16 protein-coding genes are annotated in these 15,006 nt (G+C 66.5%); 11 read left to right on the forward strand and 5 right to left on the reverse strand.

Going from position 1 to position 15,006, the window contains the following annotated elements:
* Positions 1–480: 480 nt before the first annotated feature.
* The 3 genes from NDN01_RS01110 (at position 481) to NDN01_RS01120 (ending at position 2,721) form a co-directional block, all read left to right on the forward strand.
* Entirely contained in the window at positions 481–1,572 is a 1,092-nt protein-coding gene (locus NDN01_RS01110) for an agmatine deiminase family protein (protein WP_272625302.1), read from the forward strand.
* A gap of 112 nt (positions 1,573–1,684) precedes the next feature.
* A complete protein-coding gene (locus NDN01_RS01115) occupies positions 1,685–1,984 on the forward strand; it encodes a hypothetical protein (protein ID WP_272625303.1) in 300 nt (99 codons plus the stop codon).
* A 188-nt stretch (positions 1,985–2,172) separates the two neighbouring features.
* A complete protein-coding gene (locus NDN01_RS01120) occupies positions 2,173–2,721 on the forward strand; it encodes a hypothetical protein (protein WP_272625304.1) in 549 nt (182 codons plus the stop codon).
* A 15-nt stretch (positions 2,722–2,736) separates the two neighbouring features.
* Here NDN01_RS01120 and NDN01_RS01125 read toward each other — a convergent pair whose 3' ends face one another.
* Positions 2,737–3,198, reverse strand: a complete 462-nt coding sequence (locus NDN01_RS01125; protein ID WP_272625305.1) for a MarR family winged helix-turn-helix transcriptional regulator — start codon at positions 3,196–3,198, stop codon at positions 2,737–2,739.
* Between the two features lie 154 nt (positions 3,199–3,352).
* Between NDN01_RS01125 and NDN01_RS01130 the strand changes: the two genes are divergently transcribed.
* Both NDN01_RS01130 and NDN01_RS01135 read left to right on the forward strand, forming a co-directional pair.
* Positions 3,353–3,766: an organic hydroperoxide resistance protein gene (locus NDN01_RS01130; RefSeq protein ID WP_272625306.1), complete on the forward strand. Its 414-nt coding sequence runs from the start codon at positions 3,353–3,355 to the stop codon at positions 3,764–3,766.
* A gap of 282 nt (positions 3,767–4,048) precedes the next feature.
* Positions 4,049–6,310: an NADP-dependent malic enzyme gene (locus NDN01_RS01135; protein WP_272625307.1), complete on the forward strand. Its 2,262-nt coding sequence runs from the start codon at positions 4,049–4,051 to the stop codon at positions 6,308–6,310.
* 41 nt (positions 6,311–6,351) lie between these two features.
* On the opposite strand, the gene NDN01_RS01140 is transcribed toward NDN01_RS01135, so the two are convergent.
* Together NDN01_RS01140 and NDN01_RS01145 are read right to left on the reverse strand one after the other, a co-directional pair.
* Positions 6,352–7,140, reverse strand: a complete 789-nt coding sequence (locus NDN01_RS01140) for an SDR family oxidoreductase (protein ID WP_272625308.1) — start codon at positions 7,138–7,140, stop codon at positions 6,352–6,354.
* 120 nt (positions 7,141–7,260) lie between these two features.
* A complete protein-coding gene (locus NDN01_RS01145) occupies positions 7,261–8,421 on the reverse strand; it encodes an acyl-CoA dehydrogenase family protein (RefSeq protein ID WP_272625309.1) in 1,161 nt (386 codons plus the stop codon).
* 199 nt (positions 8,422–8,620) lie between these two features.
* Here NDN01_RS01145 and NDN01_RS01150 point away from each other — a divergent pair, with 199 nt between their 5' ends.
* Both NDN01_RS01150 and NDN01_RS01155 read left to right on the forward strand, forming a co-directional pair.
* A complete protein-coding gene (locus tag NDN01_RS01150) occupies positions 8,621–9,451 on the forward strand; it encodes an SDR family NAD(P)-dependent oxidoreductase (RefSeq protein ID WP_272628443.1) in 831 nt (276 codons plus the stop codon).
* The gene (locus tag NDN01_RS01155; RefSeq protein ID WP_272625310.1) at positions 9,448–10,923 is read left to right on the forward strand and encodes an MFS transporter; all 1,476 of its coding nucleotides are present in this window, start codon (positions 9,448–9,450) and stop codon (positions 10,921–10,923) included. Before NDN01_RS01150 ends, NDN01_RS01155 begins: the two co-directional genes overlap by 4 nt.
* Before the next feature lie 196 nt (positions 10,924–11,119).
* Here NDN01_RS01155 and NDN01_RS01160 read toward each other — a convergent pair whose 3' ends face one another.
* Positions 11,120–11,578 carry a hypothetical protein gene (locus tag NDN01_RS01160; protein ID WP_272625311.1) on the reverse strand — a complete coding sequence of 153 codons (459 nt, stop codon included), beginning with the start codon at positions 11,576–11,578 and terminating at the stop codon, positions 11,120–11,122.
* Between the two features lie 202 nt (positions 11,579–11,780).
* Between NDN01_RS01160 and NDN01_RS01165 the strand changes: the two genes are divergently transcribed.
* Entirely contained in the window at positions 11,781–12,329 is a 549-nt protein-coding gene (locus NDN01_RS01165; protein WP_272625312.1) for a CHAP domain-containing protein, read from the forward strand.
* A gap of 36 nt (positions 12,330–12,365) precedes the next feature.
* Here NDN01_RS01165 and msrB read toward each other — a convergent pair whose 3' ends face one another.
* Positions 12,366–12,863, reverse strand: a complete 498-nt coding sequence (gene msrB / locus NDN01_RS01170) for a peptide-methionine (R)-S-oxide reductase MsrB (RefSeq protein ID WP_272625313.1) — start codon at positions 12,861–12,863, stop codon at positions 12,366–12,368.
* Positions 12,864–13,100: 237 nt separating this feature from the next.
* On the opposite strand from msrB, the gene NDN01_RS01175 reads away from it, so the two are divergent.
* The 3 genes from NDN01_RS01175 to NDN01_RS01185 are packed head-to-tail and all read left to right on the forward strand — an operon-like array spanning position 13,101 to position 14,851.
* Complete coding sequence (locus tag NDN01_RS01175) at positions 13,101–13,565, forward strand: carboxymuconolactone decarboxylase family protein (protein WP_272625314.1); 465 nt, start codon at positions 13,101–13,103, stop codon at positions 13,563–13,565.
* A 58-nt stretch (positions 13,566–13,623) separates the two neighbouring features.
* Complete coding sequence (gene sigJ, locus NDN01_RS01180) at positions 13,624–14,448, forward strand: RNA polymerase sigma factor SigJ (protein ID WP_443025273.1); 825 nt, start codon at positions 13,624–13,626, stop codon at positions 14,446–14,448.
* Between the two features lies 1 nt (position 14,449).
* Positions 14,450–14,851 (forward strand): hypothetical protein, encoded by a 402-nt coding sequence (locus NDN01_RS01185; RefSeq protein ID WP_272625316.1) that lies wholly within the window; start codon positions 14,450–14,452, stop codon positions 14,849–14,851.
* Positions 14,852–15,006 lie beyond the last annotated feature (155 nt).

Below are 15,006 nucleotides of genomic sequence, written 5' to 3' on the forward strand. Positions count from 1 at the left end.
GACGGACGGGATTTTGCTGTGAGAAGGCCGGGCGGTGGCGGGCGCAGGGCCGGCCGGGGCGGTCGGATCGAGCTGGTTCGCCGCTGTTTTCCGGCGTTTCGGCGCTTTGGTTTTTTCTTCCGCTGTTATGTTGGATTTTCGGCCTCAAAAACGTGTGGCGGATCAAGGGCTTGGGTTCGATTTTCCCTGTTACCGCGGAACAGCGGTAAAATGCGCGGAAAATGGCGGAAAAATCGCGCCCGGCGGGGGCTGGTTTCCGCTGTCGCGCGGCTTGATTCAACGCGCCGGCGCGGGCCGATTTTCCGAAGGCGATGCTATTCATTGCCCGGGGCTGCCACGGATGGAACGAGAATAGAATCGAGCGTGCCGATCGAAAGCCGCCGCACCGGCGACCCGCCCTCCCGCCGATGCGGTGCCGGCAAAGGCTGAGATTGACTCGGCTGGCGGAGCAGCCAGTATCGCCTGATGGATCGACGGACGATGATCGGGGTCGGACTCAAGGCCGGGATAGCGATGGGCATTGGATTGCCGGGCGGCGGCTGCGCCGCCGCGGTGCGGGCTGGAGCGGCGCCGTACGAGATGCCGCTCGAAAGCGAACCGCATTTGCGGACGCTGATGCAATGGCCGGTGGCCCTCGCGACCTATGGCGCGCGCGACCTGGCGAGGGTGCAGGCGGCGATCGTCCGTGTCGCCAACGCGATCGCGGAGCATGAGCCGGTGGCGATGCTCGCCGCGCCCGATGCGATCGGCCTGAAGCGGCCGGCCTTTTCTGGCGGCGTCGAGTTCTGGGAGATCCCGACCGACGATTTGTGGTGCCGCGACAGCGGCCCGACTTTCGTTCGCGGCGCTGACGGCAAGCTGGCGGTCGCGCATATCCGCTTCAATGGCTGGGGCGGCAAGCAGCCCCATGCCAATGACGCGCTGGTCGCGCCCCGGGTCGCGTCCCGGCTCGGCCTGACGCTGGTCGACAGCGGCGTGGTCGGCGAGCAGGGTGGCGTCGAGCATGATGGCGACGGCACGATGCTGGCGCATGCCAGTTGCTGGGTGAACGACAATCGCAACCCGGGGCTCTCCGCCGACCGCATCGCAGCGCGGCTCGGCGTGGCGCTGGGCGCGCGCAAGATGATCTGGGCGCCGGGCATCAAGGGCGCCGACATCACCGACGATCATATCGACGGGCTGGCGCGGTTCGTCGGGCCGGGCCGGGTGGTGATCCAGATCGACGACGAACTCGACCCCGGGGATCCGGGGTCGCTGTCGGCGCACCGGACGCTGGCCATCCTCGAACGGGCGACCGACGCGCGCGGGCGTCGGCTGTCCATCGTCCGCCTGCCCGAACCGGAGGATATCCGCTCGCGGCGCGAGGACTTCGTCGCCAGCTATGTCAATTATTATGTCTGCAACGGTGCGGTCATCGCGCCGCAGTTCGGCGACCAGCGTGCCGACGATGAGGCACGCGAGACACTGGCGACGCTTTATCCGGGCCGGGCGGTGGTGATGCTCGATATCGACGCGATCGGTGAATCGGGCGGCGGCATCCATTGCGCGACGCAGCAGCAACCACGCGGATAGCGCGTCGGCCCGCGCCACCTGTACGCCAGATTACCGCTCCATTCAGCATCCCGATTCGGTTTCGAGCGTAGTCTTTTTCATGTCCGATTCGACGGACAGGAAGGACCAGACGATGAAAATCTCACACGTCTTTGCCGCAACCGGGCTGGCGGTTGCCTCACTCACTATCAGTACCAGCGCCGATGCCCAGCGATGGGGTGGTCACGGTGGCGGTGGCTGGCATGATCACGGCGGCCGCGGCGACTATGGCCGAGGTGGCGGCCGCGGCTGGGACCGTGGCTGGCACGGCTATCGTGGCGGCTGGGACGGGCCCCGCTACCGGCCTTATCGTTGGCGCGGCGGCTATGGCTGGTACGGGCCGCGGTGCTGGACCGAGTGGCGGTACGGGTATCGGGTGCGCATCTGCCGCTGACGCGCTGACCGGCGGGACGAGCGGGGCCCGCCTGCCGGCAGCCCGTGCGGAAATGAAAGCGGGGCCTATTCGATCGCGCTGATGGCGAGACGGAGTACAGCCCAGGCTGACCCTGCTGCATCGATCGCGGCTCGTCTTTGGTGGCGCGTGCATGCTATCGGTCGGCGGATGCGAACGCGGAGGAAATATTGAGCAGCTTGCGGCCGACCGGCGGGCTTGCCGCCATGCTGATGCTGGCGGCCTGCGGGTCCGCGCCCGAGCGAGAGGAAGCGCCGGCCGGGCCGCCACCCAAGCCGAGTTTCGACCAGACGATCCCGGGCGTTCAGGCGACGATCGCCGGGCTCGGTGCGCCCTGGGCCAAGCCGGCCCGTAACGACATGGTGCCGGATGCCGCCACGGGCGGGACGATCATCTCGACCAGCGGGGACCGGGGCGAGGCGAAGCTGTACCGGTTGCCGGACGGCTGGATACGGCAGGTCGGCCTTGCCTCCGGGGTGGGCAAGACCTGCGGCGATCCAGCCGATGTCGAGCGAGCGATCCCGTTGCTGCTGACCGGACTCGCGACCAAGGTGACGCTGACGCCTGCGCAGGCGCAGCGGCTCAAGGTAAGCGTGGCAGACGGGCCGCCCGTGACGGTCGAGCTGCGCGGGGTGCGGGTGACCGCGCAAGGCGGCTGCGTTCAGCAGCTGACCGTGACCGCGATCGAGCGGCCGCCATCGCCGCCGACCCGCCTCTGATCCCGCCCGGCGGGGTCACGCGCCGGGGTGTGTCGCGTCGAGCAGATTGTCGCGCAGCCTGCCCACCGCCTTTCGCAGGATCGGGAATTCCTCCGCGGTGAGGCCCGTGGCTTCGACCAAGTTCACGCACAGGCTCCTTTCGTGCAGGTCGCGCCCGGCCGCGGTGAGGCTGAGCAGCACCTGGCGTTCGTCAGCCGGGTCACGCCGGCGGCTCAGATAACCAAGCGCCTCGAGCTTCTTGAGGATCGGGGTGAGCGTGTTGGATTCGAGGAACAGCTTCTCGCCCAGGCGGCCGACCGTCTGGCCATCCTCCTCCGACAGCGCCACGATCACGATATATTGAGTGTAGGTGAGGCCGAATTCCTCGAGCAGCGGCTTGTAGGCACGCCCGAACGCCAGGTTGGCCGAGTAGATCGAGAAGCACAGGAAATCGGACAATTTGAGGGTCGACAGGTCGACGGGAGCGGCGGCGGTCATGGCGGTTCCTTGACGGCGGCTTAGGTGCCGGACGTTCCTTCAATATAGATCGCATGCGATTAAATCGGAAGGGGGTTGACTCGACATTCTGCGGACCTATTTAGATCGCATCCGATTGAAACGGATACGATTGATATTGTGAAGGAGCCAGAGCATGTCCGAGACCAAGATTCTCTACACCGCCAAGACCCACGCCACCGGCGGCCGTGACGGCGCGGCGCAGAGCAGCGACGGCCGGCTGGACATCAAGCTTTCCTCGCCCGGTACGTCCGGTGGTGGCACCAACCCTGAACAGTTGTTCGCGGCTGGCTGGTCGGCCTGCTTCATCGGCGCGATGGGGCTGGTGGCGCGCGAACTGAAGGTCGCGCTGCCGGCGGATCTCGCGGTCGATGCCGAGGTTGACCTGGCGAATGATTCGAGCGGCTATTTCCTCCGGGCGCGGCTGAATGTCAGCCTGCCGGGCGTCGAGGGCGATGTGGCCCGTGCGCTGGTCGACGGGGCGCACCAGCATTGCCCCTATTCCAAGGCGACGCGCGGCAATATCGCGGTCGAGATCAACCTGATCTGAGTTTCCCCGTGTGGAGCGGGAAGGCGTGGGCGTCATGTGCCGTCCACGCCTTTTCTTATGTCGGGCGCAGGGGAGGAATCGTCATCGTCGTATCGGCGGTTACTTTTTGCCACTGACAGGCTTGTCCCGGCCAGCACCTTGCCGCAAGAGCCAGGGACCAGCATGCGCGGCAGGGTTGGCCCCGGAACGGGTCCGGGGTGACGTAGGGTCAACTTGCCTCTAAAGGCATTGATCCTATAGGATTCGCGCCCGCGTGATGGCGACGACGAAAGCGAGAGATGCATGGCCGAGGAATCGAACGTCCAGTTTTCCGAACGCGAGGCGCTGCTGTTCCATTCGGAAGGCCGGCCGGGCAAGATCGAGATCATCGCATCCAAGCCGATGGCGACCCAGCGCGACCTGGCACTGGCCTATTCCCCTGGCGTCGCCGTGCCGGTGCAGGCGATCTATGACGACCCCGCTACTGCATACGACTATACCGCCAAGGGCAATCTGGTCGCGGTGATCTCCAACGGGACCGCGATCCTGGGCATGGGCAATCTCGGCGCGCTGGCCTCCAAGCCGGTGATGGAAGGCAAGGCGGTTCTGTTCAAGCGCTTCGCCGATGTCGACGCGATCGACATCGAGCTCAAGACCGAGGATGTCGACCGGCTGATCGACGCGATCGAACTGATGGAACCGAGCTTCGGCGGCATCAACCTGGAGGACATCAAGTCCCCGGAATGTTTCGTGATCGAGCAGACGCTGCGCGAACGGATGAACATCCCGGTATTCCATGACGACCAGCACGGCACCGCGATCATCGCCGCCGCCGGCCTGATCAACGCGCTCCATCTGACGGGCCGCGACATCAAGGAGACGACGGTCGTGATGAACGGCGCCGGCGCGGCGGCGATCGCCTGCGCCGAGCTGATCAAGGCGATGGGCTTGCCGCACGACCAGCTGCTGATGTGCGACCGCACCGGCGTTGTCTTCCAGGGCCGCACCGACGACATGAACCAGTGGAAGTCGGCGCATGCGGTGAAGACCGACAAGCGCACGCTGGCCGAGGCGCTGGACGGTGCCGATGTGTTCATGGGCCTGTCCGCCGCCGGGGCGCTGCCCGCCGAACTGCTGATGAAGATGGCGGCCAAGCCGATCGTCTTCGCCATGGCCAATCCCGATCCCGAGATTTCGCCGCCCGAGGCGAAGCGCGCGCGGCCCGACGTGATCATCGCCACCGGCCGGTCGGACTATCCGAACCAGGTCAACAATGTGCTCGGCTTCCCGTTCATCTTCCGCGGCGCGCTCGATGTGCGCGCGACGACGATCAACGACGAGATGAAGGTCGCCGCCGCCGAGGCGCTGGCCGCGCTGGCGCGCCAGCAGGTGCCCGAGGAAGTGGCGGTCGCCTATGGCGTGCGCCACACCTTCGGCCCCGACTATATCATCCCGGCGCCGTTCGATCCGCGCCTGATGGAGATCGTGCCGGCCGCCGTCGCCAGGGCGGCGATGGATTCGGGGGTCGCGACCAAGCCGATCCTCGACATGGAGGCTTATCGCCAGTCGCTGCGCGCGCGGATGAACCCGACCACCTCGGTGCTGAGTCTCGCCTATGAGGGCGCGCGGGCGCATCCCAAGCGGGTGCTGTTCGCCGAAGGCGAGGAAGAAGTCGTGCTGCGCGCGGCGATCGCGTTCAAGGATGGCGGATACGGCACGCCGGTGCTGGTCGGGCGCGACGACGTGTATGAGCGGCTGAAGGCGCTGGGCGTCAGCGATCCGGAAAGCTACGAGCTGCACAACAGCCGCAACTCGCCGCTGGTGCCGAAGATGGTCGACTTCCTGTACAAGCGGCTTCAGCGGCGCGGCTATCTGCACCGCGACGTCGAGCGGATGATCAACCAGGACCGTAACATCTTCGGCGCGGTGCTGCTCCAGCTCGGCGAGGCCGATGCGATGATCACCGGCATCACCCGCACCTATGCGCATACCATGCGCGAGGTCCGCAAGGTGATCGACCCCGAGGTCGGCCGCACGCCGTTCGGCATCCATCTGATGGTGGGGCAGACGCACACCGTGTTCATGGCCGACACGACGATCAACGAACGGCCCACCGCCGAGGAACTCGCCGATATCGCCGAGCAGACCGCCCTGGTCGCGCGGCGCATGGGGCATGAGCCCCGCGTGGCGTTCCTGAGCTATTCGACCTTCGGCAATCCCGAGGGGCGCTGGCTGGAGAATCTGCGGGCCGCGGTGCAGGTGCTGGACGAGCGCAAGGTCGGCTTCGAATATGAAGGCGAGATGGCGCCCGACGTTGCGCTGAACCCGAAGCAGCTCGCGAACTATCCGTTCGCGCGGCTTTCCGGGCCGGCGAACGTGCTGATCATGCCGGGGCTTCAATCGGCCAATATCTCGGCGAAGCTGCTGCGCGAGCTTGGCGGGGATTCAGTGATCGGGCCGATGCTGGTCGGCATGGAGAAGTCGGTGCAGATCGCGCCGATGACCAGTACCGCGAGCGAGCTGGTGACGCTGGCGGTGCTGGCCGCGGGCGGGATCGCGCGGTAATCCCTAAAAGCCCCTCCCCTGAAGGGGAGGGGCTTTAAGTTTCAGGCGTCGATCGATGTCCCGAGCGCGGCGTTGACCAGGCCGCCGTCGACCGTGATCGTATCCCCCACCACATAATCGCCGGCACGGCTCGCGAGGTAGATCGCCGCGCCGGCCATATCCTCGTCGACGCCGATGCGCTTCGCCGGGATTCCCTTGGCGATCGCTTCGCCATGGTCGCGCGCCGCCTTGTTCATTTCGCTGGCGAACGCGCCGGGCGCGATCGAGGTGACGTTGATCGAATCGGTGATCAGCCGCGCCGCCATGCGCTTGGTGAGGTAGATCAACGCCGATTTCGAGGCGTGATAGCTGTAGGTTTCCCATGGATTGAGCCGCTGGCCGTCGATCGAGGTGATGTTGATCACCTTGGCCGGGCGCTCATGGCTGGCGGCGGCCTTCAGCGCCGGGTGGAGCGCCTGGGTGAGGAAGAAGGGCGACTTCACGTTGAGGTCCATCACCTTGTCCCAGCCTTTTTCCGGGAAGTCCTCGAACGGCTCGCCCCAGGCGGCGCCGGCATTGTTGACCAGGATGTCGAGCTTGTCGCTATGCTCGGCGAGCTGCGCGGCGAGCGCCTTGCAGCCAGCGACGGTGGAGACGTCCTGGGGCAGCGGGATGCATTTCTCCCCCAGCGCCTTCGCTGCCTCGAAACAGGCATCGGCCTTGCGCGAGGAGATGTAGACGGTCGCGCCCTGGGCGATGAAGCCGGCCGCGATCATCTTGCCGATGCCGCGCGAGCCGCCGGTGATGAGGGCTGTGCGCCCGTCGAGGCGGAAGAGGTTGGTCGTGTCCATGTCTGTCTCTCCATTTTCGTCATGCCGGGCTTGTTCCGGCATCCACCGCGCCGCAAACCAATCGGCCGGTGGAAAAGCTCAAGGGTGGACCCCGGAACAAGTCCGGGGTGACGGATTTTTCTATCCCCCGCGCCTGATCGTCTCGCGGGCGATGATGAGTTGCTGGATCTGGCTGGTCCCTTCGTAGATCCGGAACAGGCGCACGTCGCGGTAGAGGCGTTCGATGCCGTAGTCAGCGATATAGCCGGCGCCGCCGAAGATCTGCACGGCGCGGTCGGCGACTCGGCCGACCATCTCGCTCGCGAAATATTTGGCGGCGGCGGATTCCATCACCACGTCCTTGCCGGCATCTTTGGCAGCCGCCGTCTCAAGCACCAGCGCTCGGGCGGCCAGCGCCTCGGTCTTGGAATCGGCGATCATGCCCTGGATCAGCTGATGCTCGGCGATCGGCTTGCCGAACTGCTTGCGGTCGCTGGCATAGGCGACCGAGTCGGCGATCAGCCGCTCGGCCACGCCGACGCAAACCGCCGCGATATGCAGCCGCCCGCGATCGAGCACGCGCATCGCGATCTTGAAGCCCTCGCCCTCGGCGCCGAGCCGGTTGGCGGCCGGGACGGGCACGTCATCGAAGATCACATCGGCGACCTTCGCGCCCTTTTGCCCCATCTTCTTCTCGGGCTCGCCGATCGAGAGGCCGGGCAGATCGCGCGGGACGAGGAAGGCGGAGACGCCGCGACCACCCGCCTCAGCGCCGGTGCGGGCCATCACGGTGAACAGGTCGGCCTTGTCGGCATTGGTGATGAAGCGCTTGGTGCCGGTGAGGCGGTAGATGTCGACCCCATCGGAATCCGTGGCCTTGACCGCCCTGGTCTTCACGCTGCCCGAATCGCTGCCGACATCGGGTTCGGTCAGCGCGAAGCTGGTGACGATCTCGCCGCTGGCGATGCGGGGCAGCCACTGCGCCTTCTGCTCGTCCGAGCCCGCCATCACCAGGCCCTGGCTGCCGATGCCGACATTGGTGCCGAAGGTCGAGCGGAAGGCGGGGGTGGTGCGGCCGAACTCGATCGCGACGCGCACCTCCTCGCTCATGGTGAGGCCGAGACCGCCATATTCCTCGGCGATCGACAGGCCGAACAGGCCCAGCTCGCGCATTTCGCGGATGATGTCGGCGGGGATCGCGTCAGCTTCCTCCACCGTGCCTTCGAGCGGGCGGAGGCGTTCGGTCACGAAGCGGCGAACCGTGTCGATCAGCGCGTCGAAGGTTTCGGGATCCAGGGCCACCGTGCTCTCCACATCGTCGTCCACCGTTCCGCGGGCGCAAGCGCTCCCGGGGTGGTGCCCGGAACATGTCCGGGGCCATGGTTGGTAGTGAAGGGGAGCCCGTCTCGCAAGCGGTTCGCAAACCCAAAATTCAAAAAGCCTGCATTGACGGGGCTGAGGCCCATACTATGCTGCTCAAAACAGAGGATGCAGGAAGATGATGCGTTTTGCAGGCAAGCGCGCCGTGGTGACCGGTGGTGCCTCGGGAATCGGCCGCGCGACGGCGTTGCGGCTGGTTGAAGAGGGTGCCGAGGTGTGGGTCGGCGACATCGACGAGGCTGGCGGGCAGGACCTGGCCGCGACGTCGAACGGGCGAATCCATTTCCGGCGTACCGACGTGACGAAGGTCGAGGATATCGCCGCGCTGATGGCGGCGGCCGATGCGGCGGGCGGGCTCGACGTGGTGTTCAACAATGCCGGCGCGGGCGGATCGCGCGACCCGATCGGGGAGATTTCGGCCGAGGACTGGGACCGCACCCAGGCACTGCTGCTGCGGTCGGTGGCGATGGGCATCCGCTACGCCGCGCCGCTGATGATCGCGCGGGGCGGCGGCGCGATCGTCAACACCGCCTCGATCGCCGCGCTGCAGACCGGTGCCGCGCCGACCGCCTATTCGGTGGCGAAGGCCGGCGTGCTGCATCTGACGACCATGGCCGCCGCTGATCTGTCCCGTCACAATATCCGGGTAAACGCCGTCTGCCCGGGCTTCATCACGACCAACATCTTCACCGCTGCCCTGGGCATCGAAGGCGAAAAACGCGACATGGCGAATGGAATGATCCGGGGAATAGCGGCGCATGCCCAGCCGCTGCAGCGTTCCGGCAAGCCCGAGGACATCGCGGCCGCGGTCGCCTATCTGGCGAGCGACGACGCCAGCTTCGTCACCGGCACGCACATCACCGTCGATGGCGGCATGACGATCGGCCCGCGGCATAGCTGGGATGCGGAAGCGCCGTCGATGTTCGCCGCGCTAGAGCAGTTCGCGTCTTGAGCTTAAACCCAGCCGGGGCCACCATCGCCGCGCCGGCGCCGCGCAGGCTCGGCCTGCGCAGCCGGTTGTCGTTCGGGATCGGATCGATCGCGTACGGCGTGAAGGACAATGGCTTCGCGACCTTCCTGCTGCTGTTCTACAACCAGGTGGTCGGCCTGCCGGCCAGCACCGTCGGCATCGCCATCATGTGCGCGCTGGTGGTCGAGGCGTTCGTCGACCCGGCGGTAGGCTATTTCTCCGATCATACGCGCAGCCGCTGGGGGCGGCGGCATCCCTGGATGTACGCCTCCGCTTTGCCGGTCGCGATCGGCTGGCTGCTGTTGTGGAACCCGCCGGCCTGGTCGGAGACGGCAACGCTGTTCTACGTGTTCGGCAGCGCGCTGATGGTGCGGATCGCGTTGTCCGCGTTCGAGATCCCCTCCTCGGCGCTCGGGCCCGAGCTGAGCTCCGACTATGACGAGCGCACCCGGCTCTTCTCCTATCGTTACCTGTTCGGCTGGGGCGGCGGGCTGGCGATGCTGTCGCTTGCCTATGCCGTGTTCCTGGTGCCGGACGCCACTCACCCGGTCGGCCTGCAGAATGCCGATGGCTATTCGCGCATGGCGCTGTTCGCCGCGATCGTCATGGCGCTGTCGATCGTCATCTCGTCGATCGGCCTTCATCATGAGATCGAGCATCTGCCCAGGGTGCCGAAATCGACCGCGAGCTTCGCCGCGCATTTCGCCCAGTTCCGCGCGACCGTGTCGAACAGGGCGTTCCTGATCCTGATGGCGGCGGGTGTGTTCGCCTATACCGCGCAGGGCGTTTCCTTCGCGCTGTCCAATTATCTGTACAGCTATGTCTGGCGGTTCGAGGGGGCGGATTATCAATGGCTGTCGGCCGCGCTGCTGCTCGGCGCGGTGGGCTCCTTCATCCTGGCGCCGATGCTGACCAAGGGCGCCAACAAGCCGCGCGTCGGCATGATCCTGTCGTTCGTCAGCGCGATCCTGCTCGTCTCGCCTTATATCCTGCGCCTGCTCGGGTTGTTCCCGGAGCCCGGCTCGCCGGCGATGCTGCCGGTCCTGCTGGCGATCTTCATGGTCAACACGGCGTGCAGCGTTGGTGCGTTCATCCTCGGCGCGGCGATGCTGGCCGACGTGGTCGAGGAATCGGAGACGCGTACCGGGCAGCGATCCGAAGGCGTGTTCTTTGCCGGCGGCTTCTTCGTGCAGAAGATGGTCGGCGGGCTGGGCATCTTCATGGCCGGTGCGGTTCTTGCCTTTGCCGCGTTTCCTGCCGCGGCCAGGCCGGGGATGGTGCCGTCGGCGACGATCGACCGGCTGACCATCGTGTTCGTGTGCCTAGAGCTGTTGTTCTACGGCCTGGCTGGCCTTTGCTATGCGCGCTTCCCGTTCGGGCGGGCTGAGCATGAGGAGCGGCTGGCGCTGAGCATGGCGGCGGCTGAACGCGAAGGCGCGCCGCACGCGCCTTGAGAGCGCCAGCGTGGGTCAGGCAGTCGTCGTGTCGGGGTAGGAAGGTCGGGTTCACGCGAAGACGCGAAGGCGCGAAGGAGAGGTCCGGCGAATCTTCCTTCGACATCCCGGGCTCGTGCGGTTCGATCCGGTAGCAGGCTGGTGCGCCGCTTCCGTTACAGCGCTTCGTGTCTTCGCGTGGCCCGATCCAAGGCGCTTATCCGGCGATCAGGCGGATGAAGGCGCTCGATACCCAGCCCGATTTGCATGGTCCCGTATAGGCACGAGGAGATGCGACAGGCGCGGATACGCCGCAATCGGTATCCGGGGCTCCGGGCGGGGCTATGACGACGCCCATCCAGCGCTGGTCGATCGAGCGGGTGCAGACGCGGAGCTGTGCCCCCGCGTCGAGCCGCATCACCTCGTCGGCCTCGGCAAAGGGCGCCGCATGCACGGGCAGATAGGTCTCGCCCGAGGGCGGGTTCGTGACGCGCCCGATGCTGTTGCAGGCCAGGAAGGCGGGGCCGCCCTCGCCGATCCGCACCGGCAGAGTCCCGGGGCGCAGCGCGACCGGCGTTTCGTTTGCGTTCAGCAAGACGTCGTCATTACCGCCGGTGCCGCTCCGGTCCGAACAGGCGAGCAGGAGCAGGCACAGGGCCGGGGCGAGAGATTTCATGAGGCGATTCTAGCCGTCATGCAGCGAATTGGCGAGGGCGCATTGCCACACACGCGCCAAACGGCGTGCGGCGAAAGGCAGTCATCGCCCGGTAAACACGGTTCGTCCTAAAAGGTTCCATTCGTCGGGTCGCCGGGGTTCCCCATCCCGGCGCGAACTGCTTTGAGAGGCTCACGAATTTAGCGGGACCTGAGGGGGCCACATGAATTTCCGGGCGTTTGCAGCGCGTTTTGCGCTGGTAGTTTCGTGCAGCCTGATGGCGACGACCCCGGCGATGGCGCAGTTCTGGCAGTGCGCCCCTTATGCCCGCACCATTTCCGGCATCGAAATCCATGGCAACGCCAATACCTGGTGGAGCCAGGCCGCCGGCCACTACGCTCGCGGCCATGCGCCGAAGGTCGGTGCCGTCCTCGCTTTCTCCTCGACCGGCCGGATGCGCCTTGGCCATGTCGCGATGGTGAGCGAGGTCGTCAGCGACCGCGAAGTGCTGCTGACCCACGCCAACTGGTCGCGCCGCGGCGGCATCGAGCGCAACGTCCGCGCGGTCGACGTGTCGGAAGCCGGCGACTGGAGCATGGTCAAGGTGTGGTACGGCCCCAATGGCGGCCTCGGCACCAGCTCCTATCCGACCAAGGGCTTCATCTATTCGGATCGCGCGGCGGACAATGACTCGGTCGACACCGATACGCAGCAGCCGCTGGCGCGCATGACGCTCGCGTCGCTCAGCATGTCGGACGAGATCAGCTTCTGATATTTCGTCCTCTCCCTTCAAGGGAGAGGTAGAAGGTCATGCCTTCCCCAGCGCGAAAATCATCGCCACGCCGTTCATGCAATAGCGCTTGCCGGTCGGCTTCGGGCCGTCATCGAAGACATGGCCGAGATGCCCGCCGCAGCGGCGGCAATGGACCTCGATGCGCGAAAAGCCGAGCGAGCGGTCCTGGCGGGTCCGCACCGCGTCCTTCAGCGGCGCCCAGAAGCTTGGCCAGCCGGTGCCGCTGTCGAATTTGGTCTTCGACGAATAGAGCGGCAGCGCGCACCCGGCGCAGGAGAAGATGCCGGCACGGTGTTCGTTGTTGAGCGGGCTGGTGAAGGGCGTCTCGGTCGCCTCGTGGCGCAGGGTGCGATAGGCGGCTGGGGAGAGCTTCGCCTTCCACTGTGCGTCGGTCAGCGTCACCTCGAATGTCTCGGGCGGGCCGGCGGAGGCGCTGCCGCGACAGCCGAACAGCGCGAAAGCGGCGGCGCCGGTGCCGGCCAGGGTGAGGAAGCTGCGGCGGTCTGGGGTCATGATCTTCCTCGTCTCCGGGCGTATCGGTGAAACGGATATAGGTACGCGGCACCGGGTCCACGAGATGCACGCCGCCTGTCCCGGCCTCGCGCTTCCCTGCGATATTCGCGGAGCCGGCACGTCCGGTTACGGATGGGCCGGATGACGGCGCAAAAAAACTTGCGCCACCATGTCACACTCGTTCGGGCTATTCCGTCATGTCGGCATGCGTGCATGGTGCACGCCTGGAGACCGACCATGACCCCACGTTTGCGCAACCCGCATATTCTCGCCCCCGAGGGGATCAAGGCGATGATGGCGCTCGAGGCGAGCTTCGAATCGTCGAGCATCGAGTTCAGCGTCAAGGAGTTCGTGAAGCTGCGCGCGTCGCAGATCAACGGCTGCGCCTTCTGCATCCACATGCATTCGACCGACCTGCGCAAGGCGGGCGAGAGCGAGATGCGGTTGTACATGCTGCCGGCATGGCGCGAATCGACATTGTACAGCGAGCGTGAGCGTGCGGCGCTTGGCTGGACCGAGGCGCTGACCCGCCTTTCCGAGACCGGCGCGCCGGATGCGGACTATGCGCCGGTCAAGGCGAGCTTCGGCGACGCCGAACAGGTCCAGCTCACCTTGATGATCGGCGCGATCAATGTGTGGAACCGGCTCCAGGTGGGTTTCCGCGCGCCGCATCCGGTGGAGCGTGCCAGTGTCGCCGCCTGACCCGGCATCGGCATTGTTCGAGGCGCAGCGGCCGCGGCTGCTGCGTCTCGCCTATCGCATGCTCGGCTCGCTCTCCGAAGCGGAGGATATCGTCCAGGATGCCTGGCTTCGCTGGTCGCGGGTCGAGGAATCGGTCGACGTGCCCGCCGCCTATCTGACGCGGATCGTCACGCGGCTGTGCCTCGACCAGATGCGTTCGGCGCGGGCGCGGCGCGAGACCTATTACGGCGCCTGGCTGCCCGAACCGCTGGTCGGATCGACCGAGGACGAACAGGCCGACGACCTGACCCTGACCCTGATGCTCGCGCTCGAACGGCTTTCCCCCCTGGAGCGCGCGACGTTCCTGCTGCACGACGTGTTCGGCGTCGCGCTGAGCGAGGTGGCGGGCACGCTCGACCGTGATGCGGCGGCCGTCCGCCAGATGGCGGTGCGCGCGCGCAAGCATGTCCAGACGGCGCGGCCGCGCTATCCGGTCGAGCAGGCGGAGGCCGACCGCATTGCGCGCGCCTTCTTCGCGGCGGCGCGCGACGGCGATGTCGCGACGTTGCGGACGATGCTGGCGGAGGATGTAGCGGTCTATTCCGATGGCGGCGGGCGGGTGCTTGCCTTCCGCAATCCCATCCTGGGCGTCGCCAAGGTGCTGCGCATGTTCGCCGGACTGGCGCGCAAGCATGCCTATCGGCCGGTCATGCTGAAGCCTGTCTCGATCGACGGGCTGCCCGGCTATGTCAGCATCGATCGCGGGCAGTTGTTGCAGACCACCGCGCTCGAGATCCGCGACGGGCGGATCGCGGCGATCTACATCATGCGCAACCCCGACAAGCTGGCCCATGTCGCGCTCGCCTTCGGCCAGGCGGACGTCACCTCTCCGGGAGTATCATGACATGCGGAACATCGTTCCCGTTCTCGCCGCGATCCTCGGCCTTGGCGCGGTCGCCAATGGCCTGATCATGCTTGCCATTCCGGGCGACTGGTATGTCGCCGTGCCCGGGGTCACCACTACCGGCCCGTTCAACCAGCATTTCATCCGCGACATCGGGCTGATCTTCGTGCTGGTCGGTGCTGCCTATATCTGGGGCGCCGCGCGGCCGGCGATGCGCGTTCCCCTTTGGGGCGCGGCGACATTCTGGCTGGCCGGGCATGCGCTGTTCCATCTGTGGGAAGTGGCGGTCGGCATTTGCGGGGCATCGGCCATCGCGCGAGACTTTCCCGCGGTGACCGTGCCGGCGGTCATCGGTGTGGGACTCACGCTATGGGCGATGCGGGAGGCCCGGGCTCTCCGGTAGAGTCGACCTCGATGAGGTCGCATCCGCCGTCACCCCGGGCTTGTCCCGGGGCCCACCGTACCGCGACCCAGGGGCCGATAAGCTTGCGGAACGGTGGATGCCGGAACAAGTCCGGCGTGACGGCCGAAGTTGATCGGGAATGACTCCAGGTATTT

Source organism: Sphingomonas sp. QA11 (genome assembly GCF_028473665.1).
GTDB lineage: Bacteria > Pseudomonadota > Alphaproteobacteria > Sphingomonadales > Sphingomonadaceae > Sphingomonas > Sphingomonas phytovorans.